This window comes from Xenorhabdus yunnanensis, from assembly GCF_028598805.1.
GTDB lineage: Bacteria > Pseudomonadota > Gammaproteobacteria > Enterobacterales > Enterobacteriaceae > Xenorhabdus > Xenorhabdus yunnanensis.
In genome coordinates this window covers 11263-30478 of the sequence record NZ_JAQRFI010000018.1, presented here as the reverse complement: position 1 = coordinate 30478, position 19216 = coordinate 11263, and the positions used below count along the sequence as shown (strand labels likewise).

General features: G+C 56.4%; 6 protein-coding genes. All 6 read left to right on the top strand.

The genetic code is table 11. The features are described 5' to 3' along the window. The first annotated feature begins 9 nt into the window (after positions 1 to 9). The 6 genes from PSI23_RS09525 (at position 10) to PSI23_RS09500 (ending at position 19180) form a co-directional block, all read left to right on the top strand. Complete coding sequence (locus PSI23_RS09525) at positions 10 to 1449, top strand: integrating conjugative element protein (protein ID WP_373567314.1); 1440 nt, start codon at positions 10 to 12, stop codon at positions 1447 to 1449. Between the two features lie 8 nt (positions 1450 to 1457). Continuing rightward, positions 1458 to 1784, top strand: coding sequence for a hypothetical protein (locus PSI23_RS09520; protein ID WP_273554870.1), 327 nt, complete (start codon positions 1458 to 1460; stop codon positions 1782 to 1784). Further along, complete coding sequence (locus PSI23_RS09515) at positions 1781 to 3298, top strand: conjugal transfer protein TraG N-terminal domain-containing protein (protein WP_273554869.1); 1518 nt, start codon at positions 1781 to 1783, stop codon at positions 3296 to 3298. The genes PSI23_RS09520 and PSI23_RS09515 overlap by 4 nt, the downstream gene beginning before the upstream one ends. Before the next feature lie 319 nt (positions 3299 to 3617). After that, positions 3618 to 5354: a ShlB/FhaC/HecB family hemolysin secretion/activation protein gene (locus PSI23_RS09510; protein WP_273554868.1), complete on the top strand. Its 1737-nt coding sequence runs from the start codon at positions 3618 to 3620 to the stop codon at positions 5352 to 5354. A gap of 67 nt (positions 5355 to 5421) precedes the next feature. After that, a complete protein-coding gene (locus PSI23_RS09505) occupies positions 5422 to 18975 on the top strand; it encodes a hemagglutinin repeat-containing protein (RefSeq protein ID WP_273554867.1) in 13554 nt (4517 codons plus the stop codon). Continuing rightward, on the top strand, positions 18962 to 19180 hold the full coding sequence (locus tag PSI23_RS09500) for a hypothetical protein (protein WP_273554866.1): 219 nt from the start codon (positions 18962 to 18964) through the stop codon (positions 19178 to 19180). Before PSI23_RS09505 ends, PSI23_RS09500 begins: the two co-directional genes overlap by 14 nt. The last annotated feature ends 36 nt before the right edge of the window (positions 19181 to 19216 follow it).

The following is a 19216-nucleotide window of genomic DNA, read 5'->3' as shown; positions in this document are numbered from 1 at the left end:
AAGGGATGAATGATGACGAAAATAAACGGGTTATTGCTGGTATTGAGTGGGCTGGCAACCGCTTCTGTGCAGGGTAATACACCGGTTGTATCCCTCTCATTACCGCAGGTAAATAACAGTGTGCTGGGTTATGGTGCCGATGTCTCCGGTGCGGTCTCCGATACGCTGTTTTATACCTTAGGGGGCGGCTCAGTGATTTCACAGCCGGCCACCCGCCGTTCCCTGACCCTGCTGGGCGGACTGGAGCTGGGCTGGAGTTCCGATTTGATGTGCGGCAATTTTGACTTAAAAACTACCGTCGGTAATCAGTTAAACGGCATTACGGCGGGGTTTAAGAACCTGATGAGTGAAGTTATCCAGGGGGCCACCGGCGCTGTCGCCAGCTTACCCGCCATGGTCATTCAGCGTGCCAACCCGGGGCTGTATGACATGCTGACCAATGGGGTCTTGCAGGCCAATGTGGCGTACGACAAGGCCCAGTTTAATTGCCAGAACATGGCCCGACGGATGATGGATTTTGCACAAAACAGTAAATGGACGCAATCGGCTGCCCTACAGGAATATAAGACACAGGTGAACAGCGGGGATGCAGATGCGGTAAGAGTCAATAATGCCGGCAGCAAAGCCACAGGCACCAGCGGGCATCCGTGGATTGGCGGGAAGAAGCAGGGGGGCAAGGGACAAAATGCCATCCGGCCCACCCGTGATTTAGCCAGCGCGGGATTTAATATGATGAATCACCTGCCGGTACTGAGCCAGGCTTCCGTCAGCCATCAACAGTGTGATGGCGGTGCCTGTATCCAATTCCAGAATGCCCCCGAAGCGGCGGAGGCGGTGGTAAAAGTGCTGGGCGACAGAGCTATCCGTACCTGTGCCAATGCCGCAGAATGCACCAGCGGTGGGGAAATGCAGCAGCCGGGCGTGACGGTGGCCGGCACCGGCTTTTCGCCGATGCTGGAAGAGGGCACCAAAGCCAATACTGAACAGCTGGTGAAACTGGTCAATGGCACGGAAAAACCCACCGCTGCCAATCTGACCAGACTGAAAACCGGTAGCCTGGCCGTCACCAAAGGTGTGATCCAGGCATTGCAGCGAGACCCGGACAGTGCCGCGTTGACCGCGCGTCTGGCGGGCGAGCTGGCGATGGCTGAGACCACAGAGACCGCATTGCTGATGCGGCGTATGCTGATTACCGGCATGTCGGAACCCAATGCGGCCGCCCAGCCGGAAGCACTGGCCGAAGGGGAACGGCGGATTGAGGCACTGGATCGGGAAATCAATGCGCTGAAAAATGAAATGATGCTGAAACGGGAACTGTCCCGTAACGCCATCCTGACCATTATTGAGCGGGACACGCACCGTATTCAGGCTCATCCGCAAAAGCAGGTGCCGGACAATAGCGATGCGCGGTTTTATCAGCTGGAAATGCCCAGCAGTGAACGGCGGTAAGGTGGCACATGACAAAGTTAGTGAGAAAAAGCATCCGGGTAAGCCTCATTATCACCTTGGTCATCATTATCACATCAGTGACAGGCTGGTTGGGCTTGACTCATCCCGAAAAAGCCGCTGCCCTGCATCACTGGATGGAAAAAACCGGCGAAGCCTGGTTAATCTGGCGGTGGTGCCTGTATGCCGTACTGGCCTGGGGTAGCTGGAAAATCTGGCAACGGACAACATATCAGAAGACACACCGCGCCGCGTTAATACGGATGATGGTGGTCAGCCTGTTGTTTATTCTGCTGGGGGAATATGCCCTGTCAGGCGCGATTGAGGTAATGCAATGACCACCAACAGCTATCTGGAATATTTTCTGACCCTGCTTGGCTGGGTGGTCAATAACGGGTTATGGCACATTCTGATAGCGACCGGGCTGTTTACACTGCCTTTAGTGATCAAGGTGATCGCTATCTGGCTGCAAGTCAGGGAAAACAGTGAAGAGGACGGCCATCGCGGCCTGCAATCACTGGCCCGGATTGAAAACACCCTGTACTGCGCTTTTTTCGTGATGGTGGTCTGTTGTGTGCCGCTGGTCAATGTCAGCCTCAGTACCCTCCAGTACGACGTGTCCCGCGCTAAAAGTTGTGGCACCTGGACACCGAAAGCCCCGGATAACCGAGGTTATGCGCCGGTGCTCTCCAGCCTGAACAATCAGACGGCGGCGGTGCCCCTTTGGTGGGCGGTAGTGCATCGGCTGTCAAAGGGGCTGACGCAGGCCGCGGTGGCCGCCATTCCCTGCCGGCCGGATCTGCGGCAAGTGCGCTTTGAGGTGCAGCATACCCGCATCAGCAATCCGGCACTGGCGGCGGAGTTACAGGATTTCACCCACGATTGCTATGCGTTGGCACTGTATCAGTGGAAACAACGGGATCAGGGGCAAACCCCCGATCCGGCTACCCTGAATGATATCGACTGGCTGGGCAGCCGCACGTTTTTAGCCGGGGATTACCAAACCCTGCAATCGCGCACGCCCAGAGCTGACTTTCTGTGGCAGGCGAGCCGGGACAATGGGCGGCCTTATACCGGGCAGGGCGGATATCCGACCTGCAAAGCCTGGTGGTCAGCCGCCAAAACGGGCTTGAAAGACCGGGTACTGGCTCAGGCCGATCCGGGATTATGGCTGCGTTTGTCGGCGGCACTGAAAATGCTCGGTAAAAACACGCAGGAATACCAGGAAGCGGTGATCCGCCGTCTGATCAGTCCGGTCAATCTGGCGGTTTCTCAGGAAGGCTATGTGTATGCGGGCTATGGGGGCAATGCTGATCCCACCCTGTTGGATGCCGGCAACCGGATAGGTGCCTCGGCCGGCACGTTATTGGGCGGGTTACTCGGGATGCCGGTGTTCGATGCGGTACGTCAGGCACTGCCGATGATACAGGCGGTGATCCTGATGGCCCTATATATCCTGATACCGCTGATCCTGTTATTTGCGGCCTATGAATTTAAGACCGTATTGACGCTGACGTTTGCGGTGTTTGCCCTGAATTTCCTGACCTTCTGGTGGGAAACCGCCCGCTGGCTGGACAGCCATTTGCTGGAAGCCCTGTACGGCTCAGAGACCCACAGCCTGTTCAATCTCGCCGGCATTCAGAATACCTCGGATGATTTAATCATGGGGCTGGTGATGGGTACGCTGTTTATTGTGCTGCCGATGGTCTGGCTGGGTGCACTGGCCTGGGCCGGTGTACGGATGGGGGATATGGCCGGCATGATGAGTCAGGGCGTGGGGCAGGTCAGGCAATCTGCGGGCATGTTCGGGCAGATGGTGATGCAGAAAATCCTATCCGGCGGTAAGCGCTAAAGCGTTCAACGGGGTGATTACCTTAGGAATACTCTGAATATAACCTATTCATCATCTTTTCTCGTCATATTCGTTTAATTTCTGTTTTGGCTAAATTTAAGACCCGAATTAATCTGCTTAATGTTGCACATAATGTGTTGTTATTCTGTTGACTCATTGCCATTTTGTTGCATTTTTAGAGTGAAACAGTCTGAATTCACGCCTTTGTGATGAATATGTCACCTGTTGGCTTGATAATTAAGCTCCGCCGACCATAATACTTTATCTTAAAATCCCCTTATTACTGTTTAATAATAATTACGTATCCGATGGATTTACTATGGCAACGGTAACTTCCCGCAACATGATAGCCGGGCTGGCCGGATGGACTGTACTCGCATTTTCCCCTGTTCAGGCCGATGACCCGCCTTTTATTCAGCAAAAACAGCAATCACAGGTAGCAGAACAACGTGCAGTCACGCTGGATGCTCAGGAGCAACTCCGGCAGCAGGAAAGGCAGCACGCGCTACAGCAGCAACAGACACCGGATAGCGATATCCGGCTTACGCGCCCCGGCGTGCGCCTGTCTGATTATCCGGCGGATGAACATCCTTGTTTTACGATCAATACCTTACGTTTGGAAGGCGATTCCGCTCGCCGTTTTCAGTGGGCACTGGACGCGGCAGGGGATGCCAAAGGGCGTTGCCTGGGCGGGCAGGGGATTTTGCTGGTTAATAACAAGGTGCAAAATGCCATTCTGACCAAAGGTTATGTCACCACCCGTGTCATGGTGCAGGAGCAGGATCTGACCGGGGGTGTGCTGACGCTGACGCTCCAGCCCGGCCGTATTGCTAATATCCGCTTTGATGAGCCGGTGTCCTGGCGTGGGCGGTTGTGGAATGCCATGCCCGCTACCGCCGGGGATATCCTGAATTTGCGCGATATCGAGCAGGCGCTGGAAAATTTCAAACGGGTGCCCAGTGTTGAGGCCGATATTAAAATCGAACCCGGTCAGCAGGAGGCAACCAGTGACCTGCGGATCAGCTGGAAAGAGGGGCGCCTGTTCCGGCTCAGTCTGGGACTCGATGACAGCGGAGCCCAAAGCACTGGCCGCTATCTGGGGTCGGTGACGCTGGCGATTGATGCGCCTTTTGCCCAGAACGATCTGTTCTATGCCAACATCGGTAAGGATTTGTTTGAGCCCGGCCCCTTTGGTAACCGCGCCCGTACCGTTAACTACGTCTTCCCGCTCGGTTACTGGGCGTTTTCTGCCAACTACAACGACTACACCTATCACCAGAATATCGCCAACGCGAACGAAATCCTGACCTACAGTGGCAAAAGCGAGAATGCCCAATTCACTGTGTCCCGACTGTTATTTCGCAATCAGTCGCATAAGACCACGCTCAATCTGCGGGTTTTTCGCCGCCATTCCACCAATGCTGTGGGGAATATCGAAATAGCACAACAACACCGCCGTACTGCGGGTTGGGAGTTAGGCTTAAGCCAGCGCAGTTACTTCGGCGACATCACGCTGGATGCAGGCATCAACTGGCGGCGGGGAACCGGCGCCTTCGGTGCGCTGCCGGCACCGGAAGAAGCCTATCACGGAGGCAGTGCCCGCACGGGAATGGCTCTGGGGGATATCGGCCTGAATGTGCCTTTTAAATGGGGCACACAGCCCTGGCGTTATCACACCAAAGTGCGCTGGCAATGGAGTGCAAACCCGCTGACACCGCAGGACAGGCTGGCGATTGCCGGGCGTTATACCGTGCGCGGGTTTGACGGCGAGCAGATGCTGTCCGGTGAAAGAGGGCTGCTCTGGCGTAATGAGCTGGCCTGGAATGTGCTGTCGCGCGGTCACGAGCTTTACTGGGCGGTGGATTATGGCCGTGTGGATGGACCGGGCACCCGTCATCTCGTCGGGCATCAATTGGCGGGCGGTGCCCTGGGTGTGCGCGGCACGCTGTGGCACCGGCTCAGTTATGATCTGTTTGCCGGGGTGCCATTTTACCAGCCCGCCGGTTTTCACACCCCGGGTGTGAGCGGCGGTTTCAGCCTCAATCTGGAAATCTGATAACCACACTCACCCTTAATCACAAACAAATATTGCGTTTATTTATTTGATCTGGACGGACTGATTTATGAACAAACAGTGTTATTGCCTTATCTATAGCCGCACGCACGGTGAATTGCAGGTGGTATCGGAACTGGCCCGCAGTTGCAGCACCGCACCCGGGCAGCGTCGTGGTATCGGTGCATCGCGCTTGTGGGTGACGGTACGCCGTGCGGTATGGCTGCTGGGGGCAGCACTGTTTGCCGGACAGGCGTTGGCGGACGGTATTATCGCTGACAGGCAGGTAGCCCCTGTTCAGCGTCCGGAAGTGATAACAACCCAGAATGGCCTGCCGCAGGTCAATATCAATGCGCCCAATCAGGCCGGCGTATCACATAACCCCTATCAGCAGTTCGATGTCGACCAGCGAGGCGCTATCCTTAATAACTCGTCGTTGATGACTTCTACCCAACTGGCCGGAATAATACAGGGTAATCCCCGCCTCGATCCGAACGCGGTGCCGGCCCGGTTTATTATTAATGAGGTCAACAGCGATAAGCCCAGCCAGCTGCGGGGATTTCTGGAAGTGGCCGGCGGCCGGGCGCAGGTGATTGTGGCCAACCCGTCGGGGATTGTGTGCAACGGTTGTGGCACCATCAATGCCGGACGGATGACCCTGACCACCGGGAAGCCGCAGTTGAACGCCGACGGCAGTCTGGCGGGGTATCAAGTCGAGCGGGGTGTGGTGAGCATTGAGGGCGGCGGGCTCAATGGTGACCCGCGCCACGATGCCGGGTATGTTGATATTCTGGCGCGGGCCGTGAAGCTGAATGCCGGCGTCTGGGCCAAAGAAGAGATCGCCGTGGTGGCAGGGCGTAATCGCATCAGTGTGGACAGCAAAACAGTGACGCCGCTGGCTGCGGAGGGCAAAAAGCCCGAATTGGCGATAGATATGGGGCAGATGGGCGGCATGTACAGCGGTTATATCCGCATGATAGGCACGGAAGCCGGTGTCGGGGTGCGTAATCAGGGCGGACATTTGCAGGCGGGGAAAACGCTGACTGTCAGCAGCGAAGGCCGGCTGAGCTGGCAATCGGGGGAGCAGGAAGCTATCACTCAGGCGGGAGGGGATATCACCCTGACCGCCGGGAATGGGCTTGAACATCACGGTAAACTGCACAGCGGCGGGCAGCTTGCGGTACAGAGCCGCGACGGTGATATTCAGCAGTCCGGCACCCTGGCGGCCGTGGGTGATATCCGGCTGACGTCGGCTCGGGGCATTCAGAGCCGCGGATATTTGCTGGCCGGCAGCGATATTAACAGTACGCTGAAACATAAAGCGAATCTGACACTGAACAGTCAGGAGAATACTCAGGCCAACGGCCATTTGCTCAGTCTGGGTAATATCAAAGTGACTGGCCAGCGGGTGGATATCAGCCAAAGCCAACTGGCGGCCAGCAGTGCTGAGATTGCCGCACAAGCCGGTGGCGTTGCCCTGCAACAGGCAAAAATTGACAGTCAGCAGTTGACCGTAAAAACGCCGGGCGATATTGACGCGCAACAGGCACGGGTAGCTGTTGGTCGCTGGGAGATTGATGCCAATAATCTGTTCAACCAGAAGGCGGTCTGGTCTCAGACAGGAGTCGGGGAAAGCCGTTTTGCGCTGGCCGGGGCGCTGGATAACACCGGCGGCCGCATTGAAGCGCCACAACTCAGCCTGAATGCCGGTTCCCTGAACAACCAGCAGGGGCATTTGGTGGCGTTTGAAAAGACGGTGCAACACTGGCGGGTGACCGGATTGCTGAACAACACCGACGGTCTGTTGGGTAACAACGGCAACCTGCGGCTTGATATCGGCAGCCTGAATAACCAGCGCGGCACGTTAAAGAGTCAATCGGCATTGGACATTACGTCGGGCGCTGATATCAATAACACCAAAGGTCAGTTGTTGTCTGAACAACCGCTGACGGTGAAGGCTTCCGGCAGCATCAATAATCTGTCCGGAGAGATACGGGGTGAACACCTGTTGTTGACGGCACAGAACCTGACAAATACGGAAGGTAAGGTCGTCAGCAAGGGACGCCTGAAGCTTGACATCCTGCAGACAATTGATAATCAGCGCGGGCTGCTCGATGCGGCTGATGCGCTGGATATTCGTACCCAGAGCCACTGGGATAACCGCGGCGGCACCGCCCAAGGCAGCAAGCAGGTTGATGTCTCCGCTCACCATATCAATAACAGTGACGGCACCCTGTTGACCGGACAAACGCTGACCGTGAACACGACGGGTAATATCGATAACCAGCGCGGCACACTGCAGAGTCAGTCAGTAATCAACATCACATCAGGGGCCGATATCCAAAACGGCCAAGGCAAACTGCTGGCCGATCAAGCACTGACCCTGAAAGCGGCCGGCAGCATCGATAACCGGTCCGGCAACATTCGGGGTAAAGAACTGGTGCTGACGGCACAGAACCTGACGAATACGGAAGGTAAGGTCGTCAGCAAGGGACAGCTGAAGCTTGATACCCAGCAGGCAATTAATAATCAGCACGGACTTTTCGATGCGGCTGACGACCTGGATATTCGCACCCGGGGTCACTGGGATAACCGCAGCGGGATCGCCCAAAGTGGTAAACAGGTGGATGTCACTGCGCACAGCATCGATAACAGCGACGGCACACTGTTGGCCGAACAAGCTCTGACCGTGAACACGACGGGCACTGTTGATAACCAGCGCGGCACATTGCAGGGGCTGTCCGCATTGAACGTGACGTCAGGGGGCGATATTCAAAACGGCCAGGGCAAATTGTTGTCCGATCAGGCGCTGACGTTGAAAGCGGCCGGCAGCGTCGATAACCAGTCTGGCAATATCCAGGGCAAAGCGCTGGAACTGACAGCACAGATGCTGACGAATACGAAAGGCAAGATCGTCAGTCAGGGGCATCTGCAGCTTGAGATCAATCAGGATATTGATAATCAATACGGACTTATTCAGGCCGATGATGCACTGAAAATCCACACCGATGGTCACTGGGATAACCGCGGCGGCACCGCTCAGGGCAACGAACAGGTTGACGTCTCCGCCCGTAGCATTGATAACAGTGGCGGCACACTGTCGGCCGAACAAAAGCTGACCCTGAATGCTGCCGATAACATCAATAACCAGTCCGGCGACATCCGGGGCGAAGTGCTGCAATTGACGGCGCAGCACCTGAATAATGCACAGGGTAAGATCGTCAGTAAAGGCCATTTTCTGCTTGATAGTCATCAGTCGATTGATAACCAGCACGGATTACTCGATGCGGCTGATGCTTTGGATATTCGCACCCAGGGCGTCTGGGATAACCGCAGCGGAACCGCACAAAGCGGCAGGCAGGTGGATGTTTCCGCGCAGCGCATCAATAACAGCGACGGCAAACTGTTGGCGGATCAAGCGCTGACCATAACCACGGGCAACAGCATTGATAACCAGCGCGGCACGTTGCAGGGGCTGTCCGCATTGAACGTGACATCGGGGGGCGATATCCAAAACGACCAGGGCAATCTGTTGTCCGGCCAGGCGCTGACCGTGAAGGCGACCGGCAGTGTCGATAACCAGTCCGGCAATATCCAGGGCGAAGCGCTGGAGCTGACAGCACAGAAGCTGACGAATACGAAAGGCAAAATTGTCAGTAAGGGGTATCTGCAGCTTGAGATCAATCAGGACATTGATAATCAGCACGGACTTATTAAGACTGATGAGGCTCTGAAGATCCACACTGACGGCCACTGGAATAACCACGGCGGTACCCTACAAGGTGGCAAACAGGTTGACGTCTCCGCCCGTAGCATTGATAACAGTGGCGGCAAACTGTCGGCCAAACAAAAGCTGACTCTGAACGTCGCCGACAACATCAATAACCAGTCCGGCGACATCCGGGGCGAAGTGCTGCAATTGATGGCGCAGCACCTGAACAATGCACAGGGTAAGATCGTCAGTAAAGGCCATTTTCTGCTTGATAGTCATCAGTCGATTGATAACCAGCACGGACTGCTCGATGCGGCTGATGCCCTGGATATTCGCACCCAGGGCCTCTGGGATAACCGCAGCGGAACCGTACAAGGTGGCAAACAGGTAGATGTCTCCGCGCAGCGCATCGATAACAGCGACGGCAAACTGTTGGCTGAACAAACGCTGACCGTGAACACGACGGGCAATATCGATAACCAGCGTGGCACGTTGCAGGGGCTGTCCGCATTGAGCGTGACGTCGGGAGGTGATATCCAAAACGGCGAGGGCAAACTGTTGTCCGATCAGGCGCTAACGTTGAAAGCGGCCGGCAGCGTCGATAACCAGTCCGGCAATATCCAGGGCGAAGCGCTGGAACTGACAGCACAGACGCTGACGAACACGAAAGGCAAGATTGTCAGTCAGGGGCATCTGCAGCTTGAGATCAATCAGGACATTGATAATCAGCACGGACTTATTCAGGCCGATGATACTCTGGATATCCATGCTGACGGTCACTGGAATAACCACGGCGGCAGCCTGCAAGGCGGCAAACAGGTTGATGTCTCCGCCCGTAGCATTGATAACAGCGGCGGCACACTGTCGGCCGCTCAGGCACTGACCCTGAACGCTGACGAGAATATCGATAACCAGTCTGGGGACATTCAGGGTGAACACCTGCAACTGACGGCATCACGCCTGGATAATACGAAGGGCAAGGTCATCAGCAAGGGACGCCTGAAGCTTGACATCCGGCAAGCGATTGATAACCGGCACGGGCTTTTCGAAGCGACTGACGCCTTGGATATTCGCACTCAGGGCAATTGGGATAACCGCAACGGGATAGCCCAGGGCGGCAGACAGGTGGATATCTCTGCCCTCCATATCAATAACAGTGACGGCAAACTGTTAGCGGATCAAGCGCTGACCGTGAACACGACGGGCACTATCGATAACCAGCGCGGCATGTTGCAGGGGCTGTCCGCATTGCATGTGACGTCGGGGGGGGATCTCCAAAACGGCGAGGGCAAGCTATTTTCTGAGCAACAGCTGACCGTGAAAGCGGCCGGTAGCATCGACAACCAGTCCGGGTACATGCAGGGCAACTATTTGCAACTGACGGCACAGCACCTGAAGAATACATTGGGTAATCTGGTCAGCCTGGGAAACCTGCAGTTTGATATCCAACAGTCTATAAATAACCAACAGGGATTTATCGAGGCCGGTGACACGCTGGATATCCACACGGATGGCCACTGGGACAACCGCGGTGGCACCGCCCAGGGCGGCAAACAGGTGACCGTCTCCACCCACAGCATGGACAACACCGGCGGTAAACTGCAATCGGTCGGTGATCTGACGCTCAATAGTACCGGCGATATTATTAATCAGGCGGGTAAACTGTCGGCACAACAACATCTGCACTGGCAGGGCGGCACGGACAGTTTACTGAACAATGACGCGGGGACGTTATTTAGCGAAGGCAGGATGTCACTGTGGGGCGGACAGCTGACCAACCGCGAGAAAGGCGAGATCCGAGGCAAACAGGGAGTGAAGTTGGATCTGACGGGCCGCTGGGATAACCAGGGGGGAAAACTGACCAGCAGCGGGTACAGCACGGTGAATGCGCTGAGCCTCCTTAATGCACAGGGAAAAATTGAGGTGCTGGACGCGCTGGATATGCGGTTCACCCAGACACTGGATAACAGCAAGGGCCATATATTCAGCAAGCTGGCACAATCCCTGCGTGCGGAAAATATCCTGAATACCCAGGGATGGACAGGCACCCAGAGGGGCTGGTCCGCCACGGCTGAGCGGTTTGACAACCAGGAGGGCAGCGTGTCGAGCCTGCAGGATGCCACACTGGCGGTCAGCACACTGGACAATCAGAAAGGCACACTGGTATCAGCGGGGGCGCTGATGCTGCGCTCGGCACAGGTGATTAATAATCAGGGCGGTAAAATCAGTGCCCTGAAGCGGCTGGATGTGCAGGGGGCAACCGAGGGATCGGCGGCTGGTCGTGTGCTGAATGCGGGCGGGAAACTGCTTTCGGACGGCACCCTCTCGGTGACGGCGCTGAGTCTGGACAACATCAACGGCCTGATTGACAGCCAGCAGCCGGTGCGGTTGCACTTAAGCGGCAGACTGGATAACCGTGGCGGGAAACTGCAAAGCAATGGGGCGATGCAGCTGGATGCCCGGTCGTTGCTGAATGCCGCCGGGTCGATAAACAGCAAACAGCAGCTTGGGCTACGCATTCTGGAACTCCTGGATAATACTGGCGGAACGCTGAAAAGCAACGGCAACCAGCAGATCTCGGCCGAGCAGGTCGACAACCGGCAGGGGGTGTTCAACAGCCTGGGCGCGTTTGAAGTGACCGCCGGTCAGCTGGATAACCCGGACGGGACGCTGATCAGCGGGGGGAACGGCATTTACCGCATTAATGTGATCAATAACCAGCAGGGAAAAATCCACGGCGGCGGCACCCTGACCTTTAAGGGTGAAACGATAAACAATCAGGCCGGGCAGTTGATCGCCACCGGGGCAATGCGGATCGACAGTCAGACACTCAATAACCACGGGCAGGGAAAAATCACCAGCCAGGACACGCTGGCCGTGCACAGTGACCGGGTGAACAATTATGACGGTGGCCTGTTGCTGGGGACAACGCACACCGAGGTGACAGCCCGTGAGCTGAACAACACAGCAGGCCGCCTGCAAAGTACCCGCACGCTGACCTTGTCAAACCTCGATAAGCTGAACAACCGGCAGGGGATGATCCGCGCCAACGGCACACTTAATCTCAATGCGGGTATCCCGTCTGTGCTGGCGCTGTTCAATCAGGGCGGCCTTGTCCAGAGCGGAGAGCAGCTGACGGTCAATACCCGCGCCCTGGATAATACCGGCGGAACCTTGCTCAGTCAGCAAGGCCTGACGTTGGCCGTGCAGCAGGATTACACCCACCGGGCTGGCGATACGATCAGCAGTAACGGTGCGCTGACCTTCTCGGTGGGCGGGCTGCTGACCAACCTGGCCGACTGGTGGTTGCCCGGCAGCCTGACCATTAACAGTGCCCACTTCACCAACCAGGGGACGCTGGCCGGGAAAATACTGCGGCTGACGACCGGCACCCTGCGCAACGAAAAGCGTCTGGAAGCCGACAGCATGACCCTCACCAGCGACACGCTGGATAACACGGACACGGTGATGGGGGATACGGTCACGGTGCGCAGCCGGGTTATCGACAACCACGGGCAGAACGCGGTGATAGCCGCAACGGAACGCCTGGATTTGCAGACCCGTGAGCGCATGAACAACCGGGACGGCAGCCTGATTTACAGTGCCGGCACCCTGCATCTGACCAGTGATGACCTGATTGAGAACAAAGCGAGCGGCATAGAGGCCGACGGGGATGTGTCGATTGAAGCCAACCGATTGAATAACCTGCGCGAAGGGCTGGAGATCGTGCGCGGGGCGGAAAAGGGGGAGACCCAATGGCACCGTTACAATTATTACTGGCGTTCTTACGCGTCGGGGGTCAATCGCGACAAAAATACCATGGCACCCACCACCCAGCGCCTGATGTTCCGCGATGACACCGCGGTGGAAAACAACCGTTATGGCACCCTGCTGGCCATTGATGCGGCCGGTAAACGGGCTCAGGTGCGGGTCAAGGATCACCTCGGGCAACCCTATGAGCTGTGGATCCATTATCTGGCACTGAAGCCGGGTCGCGACGGCAGTTATGATATGACGTTCTATGAGACGCGCGGTCATCGTCAGAATACAGTACCAACGCCTTATCACAATACAGTCTGGCGTGAGCACAACCGGGGACGGCTTGAGCAGTGGGATCCGGAGAAACATCTCGACATTGCCAATGTGCCCTTTGTGGATGATTACAACAACTTCCGTGAACGCTCGGCCACCGGCACGGTGACGCGGGATAAACTGGTGTCTGAAGGCATCGGTGCCCATATTCTGGCAGGGGGAAATATGACGCTGCGGATCACGGGGAAATTGCTCAATGACGCCAGTACCGTCAGTGCCAACGGTGACCTGGTGACGACAGGCGACGGCGAGATCACCAACCGGGCTTATTCCGTGAATGAACGGCGCGAGGAATTCCTGGTCGACCATTACGATCGGGATACCCGGCACTGGTATCCGGAACACCACAGTGATGAAACCGTCGCGCTGGCGACCATTGACGCGATTATGACCGGGCACGGTGATGTCGCCATCCACGGCGCGAAACTGGAAAATACCACGGTCAACCCGGCACAAATCAGCGTGGTGGAGGCGGCTCAAAAGGCGGCGGAAGCCGAGCGGGCGGAATGGGCACGCAATCCGCTGGCGGTGACGGTAGAAGGGGTCGAGTGGCAGGCGCAGGACAGTCAACTGGTGTTGGCCAACCGACTGCTGACGCCGCTCAAGCGGAGACTCACGTCGGTCGATCTCCCCCACTTATCGGATGACCAGCTGCTCACGCTGCTGAAGCGGGAACTGACGCCGATCGATCAGCCCCGACTATCGGACGACCAGTTGCTTACGCTGCTTAAGCGGGAACTGACGCCGGCCGATCAACCCCTTATCTCGGATGAGCAATTGCTCACGCTGCTCAAGCGGGAACTGACACCGGCTGACCCACCCCTCAGGCCGATCGAGCACCCCCTGACGCCGGCTGAACTGGCCCTGACCAGCCAGCAAAAACTGGACCGGGTCGCCACCTTTGTACCCAATAACGGTCTGTTTCGTCAGCATCCGGCAGAAGGCAGCCCTTATCTGGTGGTAACAGACGAACGCTTTACCAGCCGGACCCGGTTTATCAGCAGCGATTACCTGTTGCAGCGGGTGGGGTATGATCCGGCGCAGGTACATAAACGGCTGGGGGACGGTTTCTATGAGCAACGTCTGGTGCGTGAGCAGATACTCAAACTGACCGGCCGCCCTTCTGTGCGCGGTGAAGATGCGATGGCGCAGTACCAGACCCTGATGAACAACGGGACGAAGGTGGCCAATGACTTCCGGCTGGTGCCGGGCGTGGCGCTGACACCGGCCCAGATTGCGGCGTTGCAGCAGGATATCGTCTGGCTGGTGAGCGAGACGGTTGAGACCGCCGGTGGCCCGCAGACGGTATGGGTTCCCAAGGTCTATCTGGCCAACACCACACTGCGGCTGACCGGCCAGGGTGCCCTGATTGGCGGGGGCAACCTGCAACTGTCCGCCAACAGCCTCACTAACGCCGGTAACTTGTTTGCCGAGCGGGCACTGAACATTGACACAGCCCAGTTCCTGCATCAGGGCGGGGATATCCGCGCAGAGCGCATTGATGTGCAGGCGGAGAGCCTGACCTTAAGCACCAATTTGCAGGATGCCCTGCGCCAGGCCTCGATGAGCGCCCAGGAGCTCAGCCTGCGCGGCGGGGATATCCAGCTGCGCGGGGCGAAACTGGAAGCCACCCGTCACCTCAACCTGAGTGCGCGCGATAATCTGGATATTACTGCCGCCAGAAGCACGACGACGGGGAACATTGCGGTCATTGCCGGGGCGATGGGCAACCGTACCAGCGACGGCATGGAAGAGGCCGGGCAGCGGATGGCGACCGTCAGCGGCGAGTGGCAACAGGCGCAGGGCAGTACGCTGAATGCCGGGGGCAACCTCAGCCTGCGCGCCGGCCAGAACATCACGTTGCAGGGGAGCCAGGCCAAAGCCGGGGGAACGGTTCAGGTGCAGGCCGGCGGCAATGTGAACCTGTTAGCGGAAACCACCACCCATAGCACGCAGCTGGAAGCCAACAGCCGGACCTCGTCGGTGAGTAACCGGCGTGAGGAAGACCGGCTGCATCTCAGTACCCTGAGCGGTGACCGGGGGGTGACCCTTCAGGCGGGGGAAAACCTGACGGCCGAAGGGGCGCAGGTTGACAGCCGGTCAGGCCATATTGGCCTGGATGCCCAAACGGTGATTATCAAGGAGGTGCGTCAGCGTGTGGCAGACCAGGACAGTGAGCGCAAGCGCGAGGGCAGTACGAACAGCCGGCGGGAGATGGAGAGCGTCAGCGAGCACAGTGTGGGCAGTACTTTCAGCGGGCGTGACGGCGTGTCGGTGATGGCCCGGGAAGGGGATATTACGGTCACCGGCAGCACGCTGCACAGTGAGCAGGGGGCGCTTGAATTGCAGGCGAAACAGGATATTACGCTGAACAGCGCCAGCGAAAGTGACTATCAATTCTCAGCATCCAGTGCGAATAAAAAAGGCGTGCTGTCAAAAAGCAGCAGCCATACAGTACAGGAAGACCGCGTGACTCGTGAGCAAGGCACCCTGCTCAGCGGCGATAGTATCAGTATCACAGCGGGTAACGACCTGAGCGTGAGCGGTTCGGCGGTCGCCGGGGATAAGGACGTGACCCTGCAGGCAGGCAATAACGTGGCGATTACCGCGGCCACAGAAACCGAGTCCCATTATTTACTGGAAGAGAAGAAGAAGAGCGGGCTGCTCAGCAGCGGGGGCATGGGTTTCACCGTGGGCAGTCAGTCCACCCGCCATCAGGTTAATGAAGACGGCATCACCCAGAGCCAGAGTGTCAGCACGGTGGGCAGCAGTCAGGGCAATGTGAATATCACGGCAGGTAACCGGGTGCAGGTCGGCGGTGCCGATTTGGTGGCCGGGCAGGATATCAGTATTACCGGCGACAGCGTGCAGATTGACCCGGGGCAGGACAAACGCCGCCGGGAAGAGACATTTGAGTCGAAACAGTCCGGCCTGACACTGGCGCTGTCCGGCACGGTGGGCAGTGCGCTCAATACCGCAGTCAGTACGGCCCAGCAGGCCAGAACCGAAGGAGACGGGCGGCTGAAAGCGCTGAAAGGCACCCAGTCGGTGCTGTCCGGGGCGCAGGGTTATCAGGCCTGGCAGCTCAGTCAGGCGGGATCCGCCAAAGCAGATGCGATTAATCAGGCGGGCGGCAACGCGGAAAAACCGACAGACACTACCGGTATCCAGCTTTCCTATGGCAGCCAGTCGGCGAAATCCGAAACCCGCACAGAGCAGACACAGTCACAGGACAGTCAGCTTAATGCCGGGCGGGATATCCGTATTACCGCAAAAGGCGACAACGCTCAGGCAGACAGCGGCAATATTCAGATTGCAGGCAGCAGTCTGAAAGCAGGGCGGGATGTGACCCTGGACGCGAAACGGGATATCGTCCTGCAATCCGCAGAAAATACCCAGACCACGCGGGGTGAAAACAGCAGCCAGGGCGGCAGTGTCGGCGTGGGGCTGACGGCCGGTCAGGGCGGTTACGGCATCAAATTCTCTGCCAGTGTCAATAAGGGCAAGGGGCATGAAACCGACGACGGCGTCACCCATAGCGAAACACTGATTGATGCGGGCAATCAGGTCAGCCTGAAATCCGGTCAGGACACCACGCTCAAAGGGGCGCAGGTCAGTGGCGAGAAAGTCACAGCCGATATTGGCCGTAATCTGCATTTGCAGAGCGAGCAGGATAAAGACAATTATGATGCCAAACAGGAAAACGCCAGCGCCGGCGCCAGCTTTACTTACGGCTCAATGAGCGGTTCGGCCAGTGTCAATGCCAGCCGTGACAAAATCCACAGCCAGTTCGAGTCCGTCAATGAGCAGACAGGGGTTTTTGCCGGCAAGGGCGGCTTTGATATCAAGGTCGGCGAACATACCCAGCTTGATGGCGCGGTGATTGCAAGCCACGCTGATAAGGACAAAAACCGGCTGGAAACGGGGACACTGGGCTTCAGTGATATTGAGAACAAGGCGGAATACAAGAGCGAACACCAAAGTGTCGGTATCAGTACCGGCGGCGCGGTGGGCAGCCAGCTGGTGTCCAATATGGCCTCGAATATGCTGGCCGGCACCAACAAGAGTGACAGCAAATCGTCAACGACACATGCGGCGGTGAGTGACGGCACGATTATTGTGCGTGATGCGGATAAGCAAAAACAGGCTGTCTCAGACCTGAGCCGCGATACCGATAATGCCGCCAACAGCCTGACGCCGATTTTTGATAAGGAGAAAGAGCAGCGGCGGCTGGCACAGGCGCAGGCCATTGCCCAAATCGGCACGCAGGTACTGGATATTTACAGTACGCACGAAGCGATTAAAGCGACAAAAACCGCCACGGAAAAACTGAAAGACCCGCAAACGCAGCAGGCCCTGAAACAGCAAGCCGAAGCGCAGCTGAGGCAGGAGAACGGGGAAATCACAGCGGAATCCATTGCCGACCGGGCGCATAAAATCGCTTACGACGCGGCACTCAAAGCACAGGGTGCGGAAGTTGGCGGCGGTCAGCGTCAGGCCGTGACGGCTGTCGTGACTGTCCTGCAAGGACTGGCCGGCGGGGATATTAAAGCCGCCATCGCTGGCGGCGCGGCGCCTTATCTGGCCAATGCGGTCAAGGAGTTGACCTACGGCGGTAAGCCGTATGAGCAACTGACGGCAGAAGAAAAAGCGACCAATCTGGTGGCCCATGCGATTTTGGGCGGCGTGATTGCTGAGATGAAAGGTGGTTCAGCGTCCGCCGGCGCAGTGGGTGCGGCCAACGGGGAACTGGCGGCCTCCGCAATTGCCGGTGTACTCTATGCCGGCAAAACAATGGATGAACTTTCACCGGATGAGCAGGAAAAAGTCAGCAACCTGTCTACAATTGCAGGAGGACTGGCGGCAGGGCTGGCGACGGATTCCACAGCAGGCGGGATCAGTGGAGCGCAGACAGCAAAAAATGCGATTGAGAATAACTTTTTGCACGAAGACGAAAGCCGCCGTTTTGATAAAGAGTTGGCCGAGTGTAAGGCCAAAGGAGGGGACTGCGGTGCTGTCATTCAGAAGTATTTGGACATCAGCAATAAGAATAGTGCCGAATTAGAGGAAAAATGCAAAGGAGGCGGTATTACCTGCGTGACTTATGAAGAAATTATTCAAGCAAATACGAATGTGGCGCTTGATGAGGGATCGTTACAAATTCGATTGTCAGAGAAACTAAAAGATCCCGATGCCATCAAGATAGTGCAGTATTTGAATGGTAAGGATTTACAGTTTTTGAAGGATAATATTACTACTTCTAACAGAGTTGCCGCTGTCGCTTTAGATCCAACTTCATGGCCTGTCATGGTCTTTGGTGCAAAGGCGATGATTCAGGGGGCAAAAGGTAAAGAACAGCTACTTGCAGCAGGCGTCACCAGCAGTGTAAATGCAGCTATTCAATATGGCACAACAGGAGAAGTGAAGTTATCTGATGTAATTGGCGCAGGTGTTGTCGGCGCTATCACAGCAGGGAAAAGTTATAACCCAACCGTTACTTGGAATGCAGTAGGTGGCTATTACACAGCAGAAATCAAAGGAGATGATCCTTTCTTGAATGCAATAATAAGTAAAGGCGGAGCCAGTGCAGGATATGCCGTAGGTAATGTTATTAAAGTACCCATGGAGAAAGTACTTAATCCAATATCGAAACAACTTGAATGGGAACCAATCGGGATTTGGACGATTACAAGACCTGTGAAACAAAGTTCAGTTCCATCTATAGCTGGTAACGTCGGCGATTCAGTAACATCAAGTATATTTAACGACAGTATGGGACAAGCTATAAAAGACAAGGAGCAGAAAAATGAAAAAAAATAAATCGATAATAATTTTGCTGTATTTATCTTGCTCTTTTTTTCTATTCATATTTCTTATGTGTATGATAGCAGCAGCACTTGGCTATTGGGTTGGAGGCGGAAAAGAAATTTTTCACTTTATTGGCGATAATATTGGAACATATCTAAAAGTTAGTACGTCAGGATTCTTTGTAGGCTTTGTTCTTTGGTTATTTGATATTCGTTAGTTACCCGATAAGAACGATCCCAGCTGTTAAGCTGGG